This is a genomic window from Pseudomonas sp. rhizo25 (assembly GCF_031931935.1).
In the GTDB taxonomy this organism is placed as follows: domain Bacteria; phylum Pseudomonadota; class Gammaproteobacteria; order Pseudomonadales; family Pseudomonadaceae; genus Aquipseudomonas; species Aquipseudomonas synxantha.
In genome coordinates, this window is the sequence record NZ_JAUJXA010000003.1 from 410,199 (window position 1) to 427,205 (window position 17,007).

A 17,007-nucleotide genomic window follows, 5' to 3' on the forward strand; every position below is an offset into this window, starting at 1 on the left:
AGGGATACCTAGCGTATGGACGTAACTATCATCATGAAAGTAACATGGCGCCACACAAGTGTGAACTCGCACCCAGGACTTCTTATGCAGCGCAAATCCCTCATCAGTGACGAATGCCCGATCGCCCGCAGCCTTGAGCGGGTAGGGGAGTGGTGGAGCATCTTGATCATGCGTGACGCGTTGCACGGTCTACGGCGCTTCGATGAGTTCTCGCGCAGCCTGGGTATCGCGCCCAACATGCTGACCCGGCGCCTGAATGGCTTGGTCGAAGCCGGGATGCTGGAGCGCCGCGCCTACAGCGAGCGGCCGCCACGCTACGAATACGTGCCGACGGCCAAGGGTGAGGACTTCCGGATGGTGCTGATGGCTCTGGTGGCGTGGGGCAACCGGCATTACGCCGAAGAGGGCGCCAGTGTGGAGGTGGTGGAACGCAATACGGGCCGTCCGGTGCAGCCGATGATGGCAACGGCTGAAGGTGCGGTGGTGCCACTGGACCAGTGCCTTGTACAGGCCGGTCCGGCCGCTAGCGCAGGCATGCGCAAGCGGCTGGCCCCTGAGTGATTCAGGCAGTACCGCGACAGTAATTACTCTTTAACGTCCATGAACTCTTCTGCCCACGCCACATAGCTTTCGGGCAAGGTGTAGGTGTGGGTCAGTTCCGTTGCACTGAGGTTCGAAGTGCTGTGGGTCAGCTGGCGTTGCGCACGCAGGCTGTCGTAGGTGGCCTTGATTGCGGCGAAGTAGGCGCCATGTCCGGCCACCACGATGCGTACGCCCAGGCTGGCCAGGCGCTCGCTGTCGTGCAGTTGCGGGTTGCCGTAGGTCACCAGCATCAGCGGCACGGTGAGGTTCTCTGCGATCTGCTCCAGGTGCTCGAAGTCTTTGACCCCGACCATGCAAATGCCATCGGCACCGGCCTTTTCATAGGCCTTGGTGCGTGCAATCACGTCTGCGGTGGGCAGCACGCCCGCGTTAGTGCGGGCAATAATCGACAGCTCAGGGTCGACCCGCGCTTCAAGGGCGGCCTTGACCTTGCCGATGCCTTCCTCGACCGAAATCAGATCTGTGGATTTGCGCCCGAATTGCGCAGGCAGCAGGGTGTCTTCAATGGTCAGCGCCGCGACGCCGGCACGTTCCAGCTCTTCGACGGTGCGCATCACATTCAGGGCGTTGCCATAGCCGTGGTCGGCGTCGGCAATGAACGGCAACTGGGCGACACGGCCGATGCGGGTGGCCTGCTCAACGAACTCACTCAGGGTAATCAACGCAAAATCGGGGGCCGCCAGTACCTGCAGGGAAGCGACTGAGCCGCCCAGAATCCCGACTTCAAAACCCAGGTCGGCCGCGATGCGGGCAGACATGGGGTCGAATACGGAAGCGGTTTCAACGCAGATGGGCGTTGCAAGCAGGTCACGGAAGTTGCGGCGTAGCGCTGAGTGAGAAATCTTGGGCATGTTCTTTCCTGGCTTTGGTCATCGTCAAGTGACGATCAATGTCTATTCGTGGTGGCGTGAGATTACCACGCAGACGCCTGCAGGATTATGACGTTTGAGCATGGCCCGCGTAGCGAGCCCATGATGGGTCGGTTAAAGGGTTGAGGATGGAGAAGTCGGCCAGAAGATCGATTAGATGCAATAGCTGCATTATTAAAGAATTACGTTATGCATTATGGGTATTTTACACCTGGTCACTGCAACCTCATCGTATCAACCCTGACAACCATTGCCGAGACCGCGCGCGCGGATCGACTTGAAATGCCCTGACCGGGCATCTGGAGACGAACGTGCGTTACCTGACAACACTGGCGGTGGGGTTGACCTCCGCCTTACTATGCCTGACGGCACAGGCACAAACCCTGGTCGTCGGCGACCAGAGCTACAACGCCCAGGCCGTGATGGAAGCGGCGGGAGTGTTGGATGATCTGCCCTACACACTTGATTGGAAGCAATTCACCGCCGGCTCGCCGGTGGCCGAAGCGCTCAACGTCGGCAGCCTGGATATAGGCCTGCTGGGGGATGCGCCGGTATTGTTCCTGGGCGCATTGGGCGCACCGATCAAGGTGATCGCGGTCAGCCGACAGAACCTCGAGGGCGTGGCGATCCTGGTGAAAAAGGGATCGTCGATCCACAGCCTGGCCGATCTTGCCGGTAAACGCGCAGCGATCTGGAAAGGCTCATGGAGCCAACAACTGTTGCTGACGGCCCTGGATAAAGCCGGGGTTGCGCGGGACTCTCTAGAATTTCGCTACCTCAGTGCGCTGGATGCCTCCCATGCGCTGGAAGGCGGTTCGGTTGACGTCATCGCCACCTGGGAACCCTACGTCACGCAACAGGAGCGCCAGGGTGCGCGGGTACTGGCGACCGCTGAGGGGTTGATTCCCGCCCAGAGCTTCATTGCCGCCAATGCCGGTGCCGTCGAGGCCAAGCGCGGGCCCATCAGCGATTTCCTCCAGCGCCTGAAAAAAGCCCGTGACTGGGCTCGGCAGAACCCGGCCAACGCCAATGCGTATGCCGACGCCTGGGCCAAGCGCACCCGCGCCGACGCTGACATCGCCCGCGCCTGGTTTGCCCGTGCGCGCACCACCGTCGAGCCATTGACGGCCCAGACGCCTGTGGAAGCGCAAAAGACCGTCGAGTTTTTTGCCAGCCAGGGCCTGGTCAAGTCCTACTCGGCCGCCACCCTGTTCGACCCTTCATTCACGGCGTCCTTGCAGCCCGCCGTGGCCGAAGCCCAGCCCGGGACTCTTCAAGGAACCCCTGCACAATGACTCAAAGACAGCTCAAACTCGGCGCCCTGACCATGGGTTGCGGCGGGCCGGGCCGGCATAATCTATGGCTTGACCCGCAATTGCCGGCCGATGCCAGCGTCAACGTCGACTGGTACATCGACATTGCGCGCCAGGCCGAGGCGGCGCTGTTCGACCTGATGTTTATCGTCGACAGTCAGTTCATAACCGAAGGCTCACCGTCCCATTACCTCAATCGCCTGGAGCCGCTGACGCTGTTATCGGCATTGGCGGTGAGCACCCGGCATATCGGTCTGGTCGGTACGCTGACCACCTCCTACAACTCACCCTATAACGTCGCCCGGCGCCTGGCATCCCTGGACCTGATCAGCAAAGGCCGCGCCGGCTGGAACGTGGTGACCAGCGGCGATGCCGGCACTGCGGGCAATTACAGCCGCGACGAACATTATGACTATGCCACGCGCTATGGCCGCGCCGCTGAACATGTGCAAGTGGTGCAGGGCTTGTGGAACTCCTATGAGGAAGATGCCTTTGTGCGCAACCGGGCTACCGGCCAGTTTCTTGATCCGAGCAAGCTGCACAGCCTGAATCATCAGGGCGAACATTTCTCCGTGGTCGGGCCGCTGAATATTCAGCGCTCACCCCAGGGCCAGCCGGTGATCTTCCAGGCCGGCGACTCAGAGCCCGGCCGTGACCTGGGCGCCGCCACGGCGGATGTCATCTTCACCCATGCGGCCAGCATCGAGCAGGGTCAGGCGTTTTACCGGGATATCAAGGGCAGGGCGCTGCAACGGGGGCGCGATCCGGAGCAGATATTGATCATGCCCGGGGCAGAAATCTACGTGGGCGATACCGATGCGCACGCCAGGGAAATCGAGCAGCACTACCATCAGCTCGACCATAGTTTTGAACTGGCACTCAAGGAATTCGGACGTAACTTCGGTTGGCATGATTTCAGCCAGTACGACCTGGATGCGCCATTCCCCCAAGAGAGCCTGGAGGCGGCGCGCAGCAGCTTTTTCACTGCGGCCAAGCGCATCGCTGATCACGCCCGGGAAAAAGGCTTTACCCTGCGCCAAGCCGTCGAGTTTGGCCGGCAACTGCGCCCCGGCGCCTTCGTTGGCAGCGCCGTCACGGTCGCAGAGAAAATGGCCGACTGGCTGCAAGCAAGGGCCGTGGATGGGTTCAATATCTATATCGGGCACCCAGGGCAGTTTGATCGATTCACCCGGGAAGTCATTCCGTTGCTGCAGGAGCGCGGTGTCCACCGCACGGCGTATGAAGGCTCGACGTTGCGTGAGAGCCTGGGGTTGTCGATTCCAACCTGTACGCCGGGCCGGGTCCAGGCGCGCTAGGAGTGAATGAAGCTGGTGACGGCGCGGTGATGAATGGTAGTGCAGTGCAAAAAACTTATACAACTCAGCGTTAATTCGTGCCGCGTCGTATAACTTTTGCGATCAATTCAAGCGCGCCGAAACTGAACCCATAGGGTCAACCGTCGCTTCGCTTAGTTGCCTTTATATTGAACCTCACGCACCCGCCCTTGACCTAACTTGCATCACTGACCTGGAGGTGCAGCATGCAAACCACGTATTTCTGGATAGGCCTGGCAGTCATTCTCGTGTTACTCGATCTGTGGATCGTCAACAGCGTATGGCGCAGCGATAAAACCTTGGGCACGAAGGCCGGATGGACTGCGCTGGTGGTGGTGCTGCCATTTGTCGGCGCGGTGATATGGAGCGTGGCCGGCCCCCGTGGCGTAACCAAAGGCCCGTCGTCGCCGGAACACAGCAAGGGGTGACCACTAAGATTATCCGACTGATGCCGAGCGATCCAAATGTGGGAGGCGGCTTGCCCCAGTGCCAGTCAGTTAAGCGTACATCGCCCTCTGTAGGAGCGAGCTTGCTCGCGAAAAACCTCAACGATAACGCCTGCTTCCTGAATGAACGCGGCGCCTGTGAGTTTTTCGCGAGCAAGCTCGCTTCTACAAAAAGCCTTCATGACTGGCAAGCCACCTCCCACATTTGGATCGCTCGGCATCAGCTAGATAGATTTAGGCTGCCAGGGCCGTTAGTGTCGCCCGCAAACGGTCTCAGTCATCCACAGTGAACGTGACCCAGCCTGGCCCATCGGTGGGTCTTTGAATTTCAACAATCACCCCGCTCACAGAGGTGCCGTCGGGCAAATTGACCGTCACGAAGTTCGGGTGGCCTGGCCACTCAAGCGGGGTATCGAATGCCAAGCGCACGACGGTGGGTTTACCGCTGCTGCTCATGTGGATGTCTACCGAGTCATTCAGGCATTCATCTGAGCCAGTGCCCAGATGACGCGATGCGGTGATGACACTTGCAGAACCTTCATAGTCGTAAGACATACGTGCGTACCTTTGGTAGTAAGAGTGCGGGCGCGCAGGCAGTTATCTGCGGCGTTGAGTGTTCATTCGACAGGCACGCGCAATCGCAATGCCGGCTACCAGCAAGGCGGCGCCTGTTGCAATCAATAAGTAGGGTGGCTGACTGGTTTTTCGCCTGACGGTCTCTTCCCGGCGTTGACTGGCCGGTGCGGATTCAGGCGCCTGCATTGGGGCGTCAACCTGCATTTCCTGCAGTTCCAGGCGTGCGCCATCGTTCAACACCAGGGTCAGGTCTTCGATAGTGCCGGCGACCCGATCTGGAAACACCGGCTCGCCGTTGGCATCCAGTTCGTCATACAGGAATTTCTGGCCTTCCAGCCAACCGACGGCGGTCATCAGCTCAGGACCGAGGTAGTACTTTCCATCCAGGAAGAATCCACCGAAATTCTTCGTGCGCTCCAGGTTTTGCACGGTGTAGCGCTGGCCGGGTCTCATTCCGGTTGCTGAGTCGATCATGATGACTTCCTCCATTTACATGTCCTGCGATAGAGGAGGTTGAGTAAATGATCGTTCAATCCAAATGACCGAAAGGCACTACAACGCTTGCCAGCGTTCCCATCTTGCACAACTGCTGTGCAGCTCCAGGGGTTAATCCGCTGAGCCGCCATGCCTATAGTTCCCTCACTAGCGCAGACCGAGGTGAGCCAGATGAACCGTGAATTGCAACCCGCACCAAGCGACATGAACCAAGTGGACGCCGAGTACTTCGAATACAGCAAGGCGGCCAACCCCATCAGCGCCAATCTCATCCCACGGATTCCCTACCACAGCTTTCCCGCCTCGCTGTATGCCAGCGGCCCCTCGCGCGTGATACCGCTGGACCTCAGCGACGCCCTGGGCTGTGAAGGGCCGGCAACCGGGCCCGGGCTGTGCGCGAACTTCATGCGCCTTAATCGGGGCGACACCCTCAGCCTGCAACCGAATGCGACCTCCCAGGTGTTCTACGTGATTGCCGGGGAGGGCAGCGTGGTTCAGGGGGCGTATGAGATTCAATGGTCCAAAGGCTGCTTCATCGCCTTGCCCGGCTTGCAGGCGGCGCACTTTCGCGCGAGCCAGGATGCGCGCCTTTACTACGTGCATGATGAACCGTTATTGCGTTACCTGGGGGTGACACGCAGCGCAGATCGTTTTACGCCGACGCTGTACCCCGCGGCACTGGCCAACGCAAAACTGCGTGAAGCTGCGGATGATCCCCGTGCGCAGGACCGCAGCCGCATCAGCATTCTGCTGGGCAATCGCAACTTCCCGCAGACCCGCACGGTGACCCATGTGCTGTGGGCAATGTACGGGATCCTGCCGGCGGGCTCGGTGCAGAAACCCCATCGGCATCAGTCGATTGCGCTGGACTTCATCATTGATTGCCCGGTGGGGTGCTACTCCCTGGTAGGCACCGAGCTGGATGCGGATGGGCAGATCCGCAACCCTCAGCGGGTGGATTGGTCGCCGGGCCTGGCGTTTGTCACACCGCCTGGGTACTGGCACGCGCACTTCAATGAATCAGACACCGAAGCGTTCCTGATCCCGATCCAGGATGCCGGGCTGCAAACCTATCTGCGCGCCCTGGATATTCGTTTCAGCTGAATCATTTCCAGTTCGGTGCCTGGCCCAGTCGCTCAACGATAAAGTCGATAAAACACCTGACCTTGGACGACACGATGCGCTTGGGCGGGTAGACAAACCACACGGCAAACCCCCGCTCGACATCGCGAATGCGCCACTGCGGCAACCACACCACAAGCTCGCCGGCGTCGATGCTGCGGGCCACCAGCCAATCCGGCAGCAACGCAAAGCCCAGGCCTTGGCGCGCAGCGATCAACTGCGCGTCGAGGTCGTTGATGCGAATACCGGCGGCATGCATCAGCGGTAACGCCAGGTCACCGTTCACAAAAGTGATAGCGCTGGAAGTCGTGCCCACTACGGCAGGCAAGCCGGCCAGGTCGGTGGGCGTTGACGGGGGCGGGTACTGCATCGCGAACGCCGGACTGGCCACCACATAGTACCGGCCGTCACTGAGTTTGCGGGCCTTGAGCGTGGAATCGGCCAGCGCGCCAATGCGAATGGCGAGGTCGACGCCGGCATGGATCAGGTTGACCTGGGCGTTATCCAGCACCAGCTCCACGCTGATTTGCGGGTAGCGCGCGCGAAAATCGTTCAAGGCCGGGAGGATGTGATGCCGGGCAAATGCCGGCGGCAGGTTGAGTTTCAACAAGCCTCGGGGTTGCTGGTTCAACGCCGAGGTGGCGGCCTTGGCGTGTTCCAGCTCATCCAGCACCCTGCGAGCGTGCATCAGGAAGGTCTGGCCACCTTCCGTCAGGTGCAGCGTGCGAGTGGAGCGGTTGAACAACGCGATGCCCAGGTCCTGCTCAAGATCCTTCACGTAGCGCGACACCGTGGACGCCTTGATGCCCAGACGCTCGGCGGCGCGGGAGAAGTTATTGCCTTCGGCAGCTTCGACGAAGGCGGTGAGGGCGGCGAAATAGTCCAAGGGCTGCCTCGTTGTCGAGCATGGCGCAATTAAAGGGCGACAGGGGAAGGACGGCTCACATGCGCGGCTGGATGCTGTAGACGCAACGCCGATCCCCGGAAATCAGGTATTCACAACGCTCGACCACGACGCTGTCGCCCAGGGCTGCGCGGAATATCTGCAGTTCCGACCGGCAGAAGCCCTGGCATTTGCGGGCCGCCGCGCAGATCGGGCAGTGATTCTCGATCAGCAGCCAGCCGTCGCCCGCCGCCTCCATTTGCGCCATGTAACCGGCACGTTCACGGATGCCCACCAGGATGCGTACCTTTTCTTCCAGGGATGAGGCTTTCTCGCAGGCCTGGAGGTACTCGCGTCGATTGGTGGTTTCCATGCTGGCGATTATTTTCTCGACCCCCTCGGTGCCGAAAACCCCTTCGATGGATTCGATCAGGTGCAGGGTCAACACGCTGTGGGCGTCCGGAAACTTGCCGTGGCCGGTATCGGTCAACGCCCATCTCAGGGACGGCCGGCCGGCGCCGCTGGTCGGTGCGCAAATGCCGGTGATCAGCTCTGACGCCTGCAATTTCTGAATGTGCTGCCGGGTGGCTTCGAAGGTCACTTCAAGCAGGGTCGCCAGCTCAGTGGTCTTCAAGGGGCCACGGGTCTTGAGCATGAACAGGATGCGATCGGCTGTGGAGGCCTGGGTGTCGTCGTTAGCTCTGGTGGTCATAGGTTGCACGTAACCATGGAAAATGAAGGCATCACTGACGTCCGTCGACTGTGGCGTCACCCATTGCATAAGGGCGGGGCCTGCCAGCATAGTCAGTTTTGGCGGTCAGGAAAATCACTTAAAAAAGACAGGCTAATTACACAAGGTTTATCTTTTGTAATACAGTGATCCCAGGTTAATCAGACTTGGATATCAGGATGACATCTACTACAGGTTGGTCAGCGCTACTCCTTGGGAAGAACGGATTACGCTCTGCGGCGTTGGCGGGAGGCGTCGCACTTCACGCCATCAACGTCTATCTGGTGACAACCATACTGCCGTCAGTGGTAGCCGATATCGGTGGGCTGGACTACTACGCCTGGAACACGACCTTGTTTGTGGTCGCCTCGATCATTGGCTCGGTGCTGTCCACCAAGTGCCTCACGGCCCTGGGCGCCAGGGCCGCGTATGTCTGGGCCGGGGTGATCTTTGCCATTGGCAGCGGGGTGTGCAGCCTGGCGCCGGATATGGCGGTCATGATTCTTGGCCGCACTATTCAAGGCCTGGGCGGGGGGCTGCTGTTCGCGCTGCCTTACGCGATGATTCGTCTGGTGTTCGCCGAGCCCTTGTGGCCACGGGCGATGGCGCTGATCTCAGGCATGTGGGGTGCTGCAACGCTGATCGGGCCTGCGGTGGGCGGGGTATTCGCCGAGTACGATGCCTGGCGCGCCGCATTCTGGGCCCTGATTCCGGTCACCGCGTTGTTCATGGTACTGGCCTGGGCACTGCTACCGAAGAAAAGCGCGGATACCTCCCGACCTGTCGGGGTGCCGTGGGCGCAACTGGTGCTTCTGAGCGCCGTAGTGTTGGCCATTTCGGTCGGCAGTATCAAGCCTGAGGCGATCTACAGCGTGCTCGGCCTGGCCGTGGGTTTCTTGCTGCTCTATTTGGTTTATCGCGTAGAGGCCCGCTCGACCTGGCGCTTGATGCCCAAGGGCGGCCTGGCTGCCCGCGGTGCGTTACTGCCGCTTTACGTGTCCATGAGCCTGATGGTGATCGGCATGACCAGCGAAGTCTTTGTGCCGTATTTCCTGCAAGTCTTGCACCTGCAGACACCGTTGCTGGCGGGCTATATCAGTGCGTTGATGGCGGCGGGCTGGACCTTGGGGGCGCTTTACAGTTCCGGGCTGAAGTCCACTACCGCGCTGCGTGCCATTGGCATCGCGCCGTTCTTCATTTTTGCCGGCTTGGTACTGGCGTTTGTATTCGTACCACGGTTCGATCCATCACTGCTCAATGTGGCAGGCGTGTGTGCGGGAATGCTGGCGGTCGGTGCCGGGATCGGCCTGGCGTGGCCGCATCTGCTCACACGCGTGCTGGAAAGCGTGGCCGAGGATGAAAAGGAGTTGGCTGGCGCTTCGATCACCACGGTTCAACTGATCGCTACGGCGATCGGGGCCGCATTGGCCGGCATGATCGTCAACCTTGGCGGCTTCTCTTCACCCGGGGGCGTGGCGGGTGCATCGAGTGCCGCAGCCTGGCTCTTTGGGGTGTACGCCGCACTGTCGCTGCTCATATTCGTCAGCGTCCGGCCGGTTATACGAAGCAAAGCCGAGCGCGCAGCGCTGGATGCAGCCTGATTATTTCTTCGAAGGGAGTTCGAGCATGAACCGCTTGTGTTCATCTGAGTTAGTGGCCGATCCGGATATCGCCGCACAGCTGTCCAGCCTTGAAACGCGGGTACTGGGTGGGCGGGCCATTGGCATCGTCAACAACCACTTCATTGATTTGCCCAGCGCCATCGGGGGCAGTGGGACGGTCTTGAGCAATGGCGACCCGAGCGATATCCGTCGAGAAAACCTCTCTCGCTTGCGCTATGCCCTCGGCACCAGTGGAGAGCTGGTGCGTGGACCGATCAAGACAGGTTTCTGTCGCTTGACCATACCCGCTCGTACGCAGGCTGATCCGGGAGCTGGCATTGAACACGCCATCGGTATCGACCCTGACAGTCCGTTCCGGTATCTACCGCTGGGGCATACCGCACAGGTGCCCAACATCTCGCTGGACTCCATTGATAACGCCGCCACCTTACTGACCCTTTCACATTGGCCATCGAACCACACACCGCAGCGTTATAAAGCCAACCTGTCAACGCAAAGCGCATTCCGTTATCTGCGCGAAGGCAATCCGGTGGGTGAGGCAAGGATTGTCACCAGCGATCATTTCGACTTGGATGGGCTGGCTTCGATTTATGCGTTTCTGTCGCCTGCCAGCGCACTGCGGCACCAGGACTTGTTGATTGATGTGGCCAGGCTTGGCGACTTCTCCAGAGGAACGTCGCCCCAAGCGCTGAGAGTGGCCTTTACCCTCAATTCATTGGCGGCCCAAGTAAAACGACCGGGCGTACTCGATGCCGATACGGCCTTGCTGCAGACCTACCGAGCTGTGTTGCCGAAGGTGGGCCACGTGTTGGAGCATCCCGGGCAGTACGCCCATTGCTATCTTGAGGGGATGCACCACCTGGCGCGCAGTGAACGCCTGTTGAACCATCCCGATACGCGGCTGGTGGAATACAAGGATGTCGATCTGGCGGTGTTCCATCTGCCGGCTGCGCTCGTTACGGACCATCTGGACTACCAGCAACCTTATTTCGGCTTGTCGAACATCGCCTTTCACAACCGGACACGCTGCGGTGTCGTGGCGATTGTTCACGGTGCTGCGCTGGAAGTCAGGCAGCGTTACGAGAGCTGGGTGGAGCGTATTTCAGGAATTCCTCGGCCACGTCGGGACCTGTCGATCTTTACCCGGGCCCTTCAACAGGATGAACGAGAAGGCTGTACCTGGCACTACGGCGGCGTGGAAAACATCATGCCGGCGTTGAAATGCGCCAATTCAGGCGCTACGCGGTACTCGAGCGAGATGTTACTGATGGAGCTGAGGCAGTTCCTGGCCGTTGCACCCGTCGCCTGGCGGGGATCGCGCTCAGGTTCGGCGAGCGGGGCAGGTTGAGCGCCTCACCTGAGCGGTTCAAGGTTCCCATCACTGGCAATGCGACCGCCCAGCCAGTAGAACAACCCACCGGCAACGATGAACAGCATCAGCATGTAGAAAATATACTGCGCCGGTTGCGTCGCCAGCACGAGGCCGCATAGCACCGGCCCGAGCGCGGCGCCGATGTTGCCCAGGTTCTGCGCCGCGTAATACATGCCCCGCAGGTGGTTCGGCGCAATGCTGTCGATGAACATGTATTCGGCCGGGAAGACGATGATTTCACCGAGGGTGAAGATCGCCATGGCAATCACCCACACCACCAGCGTGGTCGACAGGGCAAAACCGCCCAGCCCGACGATAAACAAGCTCAGCCCTGCCGCCAGCCAGGCGTTCAGGTGCCGAGGGGAAATACGCTTGCCGAGGCTGTATTGCAGGCTGATCACCATAAGGGCGTTGGTCGCCACCACGGTGCTGATGATCCGGTAGGTAGTCTCGGGCGTAGTGATCACCACCAGGTACTGCGAGAGGTAAGCGGTGAACTGGCCGAACACCACCGCACTCAATAAACCACCGAGCGTAAAGCACACCAGGCGGTAATCACGCAGCAATACCTTGCCGACCGCCAGGAACTGCGTGGGTGGTTGACCCGTTTCCACAGTCGCCAGGTTTTTGTCGCCCCATACGCAGTAGATCAGGAAGTAGCCGGCCCCAAGCCCCGCCGACAGCAGGAACGGCAGGCTGATGTCCAGGCTGGCCACCCCAGCGCCGAGAAATGGCCCGATGGCATAGCCGATATTAGTCAGGGTGTACTTGATCGAAAACGCTTCGCTGCGCTGATCGACGGGGAGCAGGCTGCCGAATCCGGACTTGACCGCGATATCAATCACCGCATACGCCAGGTTGACCAGTACCAGGCACAGGTAGAACAGCCACAGCTGGGACGCGCCGTACGCGCCAAGAAAAGCCAGGGTGAATACTGCGCAGCAGGTGAGAATCAGCGGGTAACTGCGCATGCGGTCCACCAGGAACCCGCCATACAGGCTCAATAAAGAGCCGATGATCAGCGTGCTGCCGATGACCAGGCCGATGTCGGCAATGCCCAGGTCAAAGTTGCCCGACAAGTAGATCACCAGATAGGGCAGGGTGACCGCCCGGGCGAGGGTCAGTACCAATGAAGCGCACAGCAGTAGGTTGAGGGTAGCGGGGTAGGTTTTAAGCGTGGCGAGCATTCGAGCCTCATCGTCCATTGACCAAGTGCAAGCGCCATGAGCCGCTTGTATGGATAGACATAGCTTACTGGTGCCGTGAATTCTGATTTAGGATGCTTTTTCCAACGACTAAGGAAATGAATTCATGAATAAGGACCGTCTATGTTTGCCTCCGAACGTTTGAAGGGCATTGACGTGTTTGTCTGCGTTGCGCAATGCGGCAGCTTCGCCGCTGCCGCCGAGAACATGGCCCTGACCGCGTCTGCCGTGAGTAAATCCATTGCCAGGCTGGAAAAACGCCTGGGCGCCCGGCTGTTCCAGCGTACGACGCGTGTATTGGCATTGACCGATGCGGGCACGGCGTTCCTGCGTACCTGCACCGGGGTGCTGGCTGACCTGGAAGAAGCCGAGCTGTCCCTGCAAGCGGAAAATACCGAGCCGCGTGGACGAGTGCGCATTGACCTGCCAGGCACATTCGGTCGCACCCAGGTGCTGCCATTCCTTGTTCCATGGATGCAGGCACATCCGCTGCTGGTGCCGCACCTGACCTTCTGTGATGGCCTGGTCGACCCGTTCCGGGAAGGCGCCGACATCGTCGTGCACATCGGCAATGCGGATGAGTGGCCGCAGACGCTAGGGCACAAGGTGCTCGCGCATGAGTGGCATGTCTTGTGTGCCGCGCCGGCGTACCTGGCCCGTCATGGCACACCGGTGTCGGAGCACGACCTCGCCCACCATCAGTGCATCGCCTATGGCTGGGCGGATGGGCGTACCAGCCCGTGGCGCTACACCGGCGAACAGGGCATGACGCTGCACAAGCACGCTGCGCCGCAGTGGGTGGTGGGTAATGGTGAAGGGTTGCTGATGGCCGCGTTGGCTGGCTGCGGTATCGTCCAGTTGCCAACATGGCTGATCCAGCAGCAGTTGCACGACGGAACCTTGGTCCAGGTCTTGCCGCAATTGGCGACAGCAGGGTTTGAGATCAACCTGGCCTGGGTCAAGAGCCGCCAGGCGCAGCCCAAGGTTCGTGTGGTGCTCGATGCGTTGATCGCCGGGCTGGGCACGCAAGATTGATCCTGATCAGGTGACCGTACCGGCGAGCGCTATAATCTTGTGATTCCATCAAAGGCCAGGGACGGCTCAAGGAGTGTCTCTGGCCGCGCATTCTCAAGGAAGAGTCAGCCATGCGGTCATTGAAGATCCTCTTGTTATCATCGGCGTTCAACGGTTTGACCCAGCGCGCCTGGCTGGACCTGCGCCAGGCGGGTCACGACCCCAGCGTGGTGGTGTTCACCGATGAAGCCTCGGTGTGCCGGCAGATCGAGGCTTCAGGCGCCGATCTGGTGATCTGCCCCTTTCTCAAGGACCGTGTGCCACAGCAGCTGTGGAGCCATGCGCAGCGCCCGGTAGTGATCATCCATCCGGGCATTGTCGGCGACCGTGGCGCCAGTGCACTGGATTGGGCCATCACCGGGCAGCTCAGCCGCTGGGGTGTCACAGCCCTGCAAGCGGTGGAGGAGATGGATGCCGGGCCGATCTGGTCCACCTGCGAATTCGACATGCCCACTGATGTGCGCAAATCCGAGCTGTACAACGGCCCGGTGAGTGACGCCGCGATGGTTTGCATCCGCGATGTGGTGCAAAAGTTTGCCAACGGTTTCGTCCCGGTGCCGCTCGACTACACACAACCCAACGTCATCGGGCGTTTGCAGCCGAACATGACCCAGGCCGACCGCACCTTCAGTTGGTTCGATTGTGCAAGCTTCATCAAACGCAGCATCGACGCCGCTGATGGCCAGCCCGGCGTGCTGGCAAGCCTTGAGGGCGGGCAGTATTACCTGTACGACGCACACCTGGATTCACGCCAGGGTACGCCGGGAGCAATCCTCGCGGTACAGGACGACGCCGTGCTGGTGGCGGCCGGCGACCGCAGCCTGTGGATCGGCTCGCTCAAACGCAAAGCCCAGCCAGGGGAGGAGACCTTCAAGCTGCCGGCACGGCACGTCCTGGCTGAGCAGTTGGCCGGCGTGCCGGTGCTGGATAGCTCCATCGCCTGCCAGACGTCCGATGCGCTGGCCTATCAACCGATTCGCTACCGCGAAGCCGGACACGTCGGTGAACTGACGTTCGAGTTCTATAACGGCGCCATGAGCACCGAACAATGCCAACGCCTGGTGGCTGCATTGCGCTGGGCCAAGGCGCGAGATACCCAGGTGTTGCTGATCAAGGGCGGGCGCGGCAGTTTTTCCAATGGCGTTCATCTCAACGTCATCCAGGCGGCCAAGGTGCCTGGGCTGGAAGCCTGGTCCAACATCCAGGCCATCGACGATGTGTGCCTGGAACTTCTAACAGCCAGGCAACTGGTAATCAGCGGCCTGACCGGCAGCGCTGGCGCAGGCGGCGTGATGCTGGCGCTGGCCGCCGATGTTGTATTGGCCCGTGAGGGTGTCGTGCTCAACCCGCATTACAAAACCATGGGGCTTTATGGCTCCGAATACTGGACCTACAGCCTGCCACGGGCCGTCGGCAGTGAAATCGCGCATAAACTCACCGAAGAATGCCTGCCCATCAGTGCCCTCCAAGCCCAGCAATACGGAATGATCCAAGGCATCGGACCGCGTTGCCCAGACGCATTTGGCCTGTGGCTCATGCAGCAGGCCAGCAGTGCGTTGACCGATGAGAAATACACTCAAGCACGCGCACGTAAAGCCGCGATGGATATTCAGCAGGTTGAACGCTGCCGCGAACAGGAACTGGCACAGATGCAGTTGGATATGGTGCAGAACCGTCAACAGTTTGCGCAAAAGTGCCAGGGTTTTGTGCTCAAGCGTAAAACTTGCCAGAGTCCGCAGCGGTTGATGGCTGCTTGGGCGTTGAGCCCACATCCGACAGTACAACAGAACCGGGAAAGCGCTTAAGAGCGAAATCCCCCCAGCCGCGCAGGCTGGGGGCGATTGGGTGTGGTTCAGGACTGGGAGTGCGTAGGCTCGCCACTCAACGCATCGACCATGGGCGGATGATCCTGCGCCGCCTGGCGCAGATCTTCGGTCACGCGCAATTCAGCACCGGTCGGCGAGAACGTTGCCGCAGCGGCAAAAGGTGCGGGATTGGCCGGAGCGGCGCGTTTGTTACGGCGCCATAAGAAAAAGGTGACCATGCACAGGTTGACCAGCGCGAATACCCAGAACAGCCCATTTGCGCCGAACGAATTCATCAGCGGTGAGATCATCATCGGACTGATTGCCGAGCCCAACGAGTTGATCAGCAGCAAGCCCTGGATCATCGGTACCAGCGCCTCGGCAGGGGCGCGGTCGGCGGCATGGCTGACGGCAACCGGGTAAAGCGCAAATACCGCGCCGCCGAGCAGGAACAGCAACACGGCCAGCATCAGCGACGACAACGGCAACAATACGATCACCAGCGACAAGACCGTGCAGGCCATCGCCAGAATTGTCAGCACCTGCAAGCGATCCTTGTGGTCGGACCAGCGCCCGACCGGATATTGCAGGAGCATGGCGCCGAGGATTGTCCAGGCCATCATGCTGCCGACCTCGCCGACGTCCAGGCCGGCGCGTTGCAGGTACAGCGGCAGCAAGGTGTAAATCGCCGCAATGGTGACCCCCGAGCCAAAACACCCGATCAGCCCGGTCGGCGTCACGCCCAGCAGTTGCCGTGGCTTGAGGGGTTCAACCTGATCCAGCAGCGGCGACACCCGTGGCAGGATCACAATAGGCAGCACCGACAACGAAGCGAGCATGCCGGCCACCATGAACGGCGCGCTTTCGCTCAGGCCGGTGATCTTGCCCAGTGCTGCCTGGCCCAGCACGCCCGCGCCATACAGCACGATCATATACAGCGCGAGCAAGCGCCCACGGATCTTCGCGTCGCCGGCCAGCAACAGCCAGCTCTCGATCACCAGGAACACCCCGACCGTCGCCCAGCCGTTGACCAGACGCAGCGCGAACCAGCCCCACGTGTCATAGAACAACCCCTGCAGCAGGATGGTCACCGCGATCAGCGAGGCAAAGCTGCCGTAGGCGCGGATATGACCGATGCGCAGAATCAATCGATCATTAAAGACGGCACCCAGCGTCAGGCCTATGAAGTACGCCGAGGAAACGATACCGATCATGGTGGCCGAGGCACCGGCCGCGTCCAGTCGAAGGGTGGTCAGGGATGAAAGAAAGCCGTTGCCCAGAGCAACAATGAACAGCCCGAGCAGGGGCGCCAGCGCCATGGCCAGCAAACGCGGAGACATAAAGACCTCTAGAATCGAACAGCGAAACAGGCACAGGCGTGCGTGCGATTGCCAAACCGAAGTGTGTTGTGCAAATGAGGGTGGTTGAGTCGGACACACATCGACGAATGTGTGGCCAGCCATTCAGGTACGCGTTGCTGAAGCCTCCAGTCATCAAGTCCCGACGACTGCAAGCGAGCGCGCGATTCTAAGGCTTGTGTGGGATTTTCCAAGAGCTG

General features: G+C 60.4%; 16 protein-coding genes. 9 read left to right on the forward strand and 7 right to left on the reverse strand.

Going from position 1 to position 17,007, the window contains the following annotated elements:
* The first annotated feature begins 84 nt into the window (after positions 1 to 84).
* Entirely contained in the window at positions 85 to 561 is a 477-nt protein-coding gene (locus QZR30_RS08840) for a winged helix-turn-helix transcriptional regulator (RefSeq protein WP_311903199.1), read from the forward strand.
* Positions 562 to 584: 23 nt separating this feature from the next.
* Here QZR30_RS08840 and QZR30_RS08845 read toward each other — a convergent pair whose 3' ends face one another.
* Positions 585 to 1,454, reverse strand: a complete 870-nt coding sequence (locus QZR30_RS08845; RefSeq protein WP_034119553.1) for an isocitrate lyase/PEP mutase family protein — start codon at positions 1,452 to 1,454, stop codon at positions 585 to 587.
* 329 nt (positions 1,455 to 1,783) lie between these two features.
* On the opposite strand from QZR30_RS08845, the gene QZR30_RS08850 reads away from it, so the two are divergent.
* The 3 genes from QZR30_RS08850 to QZR30_RS08860 all read left to right on the forward strand — a co-directional run bounded on the left by QZR30_RS08850 (position 1,784) and on the right by QZR30_RS08860 (position 4,547).
* Complete coding sequence (locus QZR30_RS08850; protein WP_059397330.1) at positions 1,784 to 2,767, forward strand: ABC transporter substrate-binding protein; 984 nt, start codon at positions 1,784 to 1,786, stop codon at positions 2,765 to 2,767.
* Positions 2,764 to 4,101, forward strand: coding sequence for an LLM class flavin-dependent oxidoreductase (locus tag QZR30_RS08855; RefSeq protein ID WP_311903200.1), 1,338 nt, complete (start codon positions 2,764 to 2,766; stop codon positions 4,099 to 4,101). The genes QZR30_RS08850 and QZR30_RS08855 overlap by 4 nt, the downstream gene beginning before the upstream one ends.
* A gap of 224 nt (positions 4,102 to 4,325) precedes the next feature.
* Positions 4,326 to 4,547: a PLD nuclease N-terminal domain-containing protein gene (locus QZR30_RS08860; RefSeq protein WP_046068171.1), complete on the forward strand. Its 222-nt coding sequence runs from the start codon at positions 4,326 to 4,328 to the stop codon at positions 4,545 to 4,547.
* Between the two features lie 291 nt (positions 4,548 to 4,838).
* On the opposite strand, the gene QZR30_RS08865 is transcribed toward QZR30_RS08860, so the two are convergent.
* Positions 4,839 to 5,120 carry a hypothetical protein gene (locus tag QZR30_RS08865; RefSeq protein ID WP_046068170.1) on the reverse strand — a complete coding sequence of 94 codons (282 nt, stop codon included), beginning with the start codon at positions 5,118 to 5,120 and terminating at the stop codon, positions 4,839 to 4,841.
* Positions 5,121 to 5,162: 42 nt separating this feature from the next.
* A complete protein-coding gene (locus QZR30_RS08870) occupies positions 5,163 to 5,615 on the reverse strand; it encodes a hypothetical protein (RefSeq protein ID WP_046072460.1) in 453 nt (150 codons plus the stop codon).
* Positions 5,616 to 5,807: 192 nt separating this feature from the next.
* Between QZR30_RS08870 and QZR30_RS08875 the strand changes: the two genes are divergently transcribed.
* The gene (locus QZR30_RS08875; RefSeq protein ID WP_046068169.1) at positions 5,808 to 6,740 is read left to right on the forward strand and encodes a cupin; all 933 of its coding nucleotides are present in this window, start codon (positions 5,808 to 5,810) and stop codon (positions 6,738 to 6,740) included.
* Between the two features lies 1 nt (position 6,741).
* Here the strand turns inward: QZR30_RS08875 and QZR30_RS08880 are convergent, their stop codons facing one another.
* Both QZR30_RS08880 and QZR30_RS08885 read right to left on the reverse strand, forming a co-directional pair.
* Positions 6,742 to 7,644 carry a LysR family transcriptional regulator gene (locus QZR30_RS08880; protein WP_046068168.1) on the reverse strand — a complete coding sequence of 301 codons (903 nt, stop codon included), beginning with the start codon at positions 7,642 to 7,644 and terminating at the stop codon, positions 6,742 to 6,744.
* Between the two features lie 55 nt (positions 7,645 to 7,699).
* Positions 7,700 to 8,353: a helix-turn-helix transcriptional regulator gene (locus tag QZR30_RS08885; protein WP_306957944.1), complete on the reverse strand. Its 654-nt coding sequence runs from the start codon at positions 8,351 to 8,353 to the stop codon at positions 7,700 to 7,702.
* Positions 8,354 to 8,550: 197 nt separating this feature from the next.
* On the opposite strand from QZR30_RS08885, the gene QZR30_RS08890 reads away from it, so the two are divergent.
* Positions 8,551 to 9,972 (forward strand): MFS transporter, encoded by a 1,422-nt coding sequence (locus QZR30_RS08890; RefSeq protein ID WP_311903201.1) that lies wholly within the window; start codon positions 8,551 to 8,553, stop codon positions 9,970 to 9,972.
* A gap of 25 nt (positions 9,973 to 9,997) precedes the next feature.
* Positions 9,998 to 11,341, forward strand: a complete 1,344-nt coding sequence (locus tag QZR30_RS08895) for a DUF6687 family protein (RefSeq protein WP_311903202.1) — start codon at positions 9,998 to 10,000, stop codon at positions 11,339 to 11,341.
* Between the two features lie 5 nt (positions 11,342 to 11,346).
* Here QZR30_RS08895 and QZR30_RS08900 read toward each other — a convergent pair whose 3' ends face one another.
* On the reverse strand, positions 11,347 to 12,552 hold the full coding sequence (locus QZR30_RS08900) for an MFS transporter (RefSeq protein ID WP_311903203.1): 1,206 nt from the start codon (positions 12,550 to 12,552) through the stop codon (positions 11,347 to 11,349).
* A 141-nt stretch (positions 12,553 to 12,693) separates the two neighbouring features.
* On the opposite strand from QZR30_RS08900, the gene QZR30_RS08905 reads away from it, so the two are divergent.
* Entirely contained in the window at positions 12,694 to 13,605 is a 912-nt protein-coding gene (locus QZR30_RS08905) for a LysR family transcriptional regulator (RefSeq protein ID WP_311903204.1), read from the forward strand.
* 110 nt (positions 13,606 to 13,715) lie between these two features.
* Positions 13,716 to 15,449, forward strand: a complete 1,734-nt coding sequence (locus QZR30_RS08910; RefSeq protein WP_059397337.1) for a hydrogenase maturation protein — start codon at positions 13,716 to 13,718, stop codon at positions 15,447 to 15,449.
* Between the two features lie 47 nt (positions 15,450 to 15,496).
* Here the strand turns inward: QZR30_RS08910 and QZR30_RS08915 are convergent, their stop codons facing one another.
* Positions 15,497 to 16,789 carry an MFS transporter gene (locus QZR30_RS08915; RefSeq protein ID WP_046068162.1) on the reverse strand — a complete coding sequence of 431 codons (1,293 nt, stop codon included), beginning with the start codon at positions 16,787 to 16,789 and terminating at the stop codon, positions 15,497 to 15,499.
* Positions 16,790 to 17,007 lie beyond the last annotated feature (218 nt).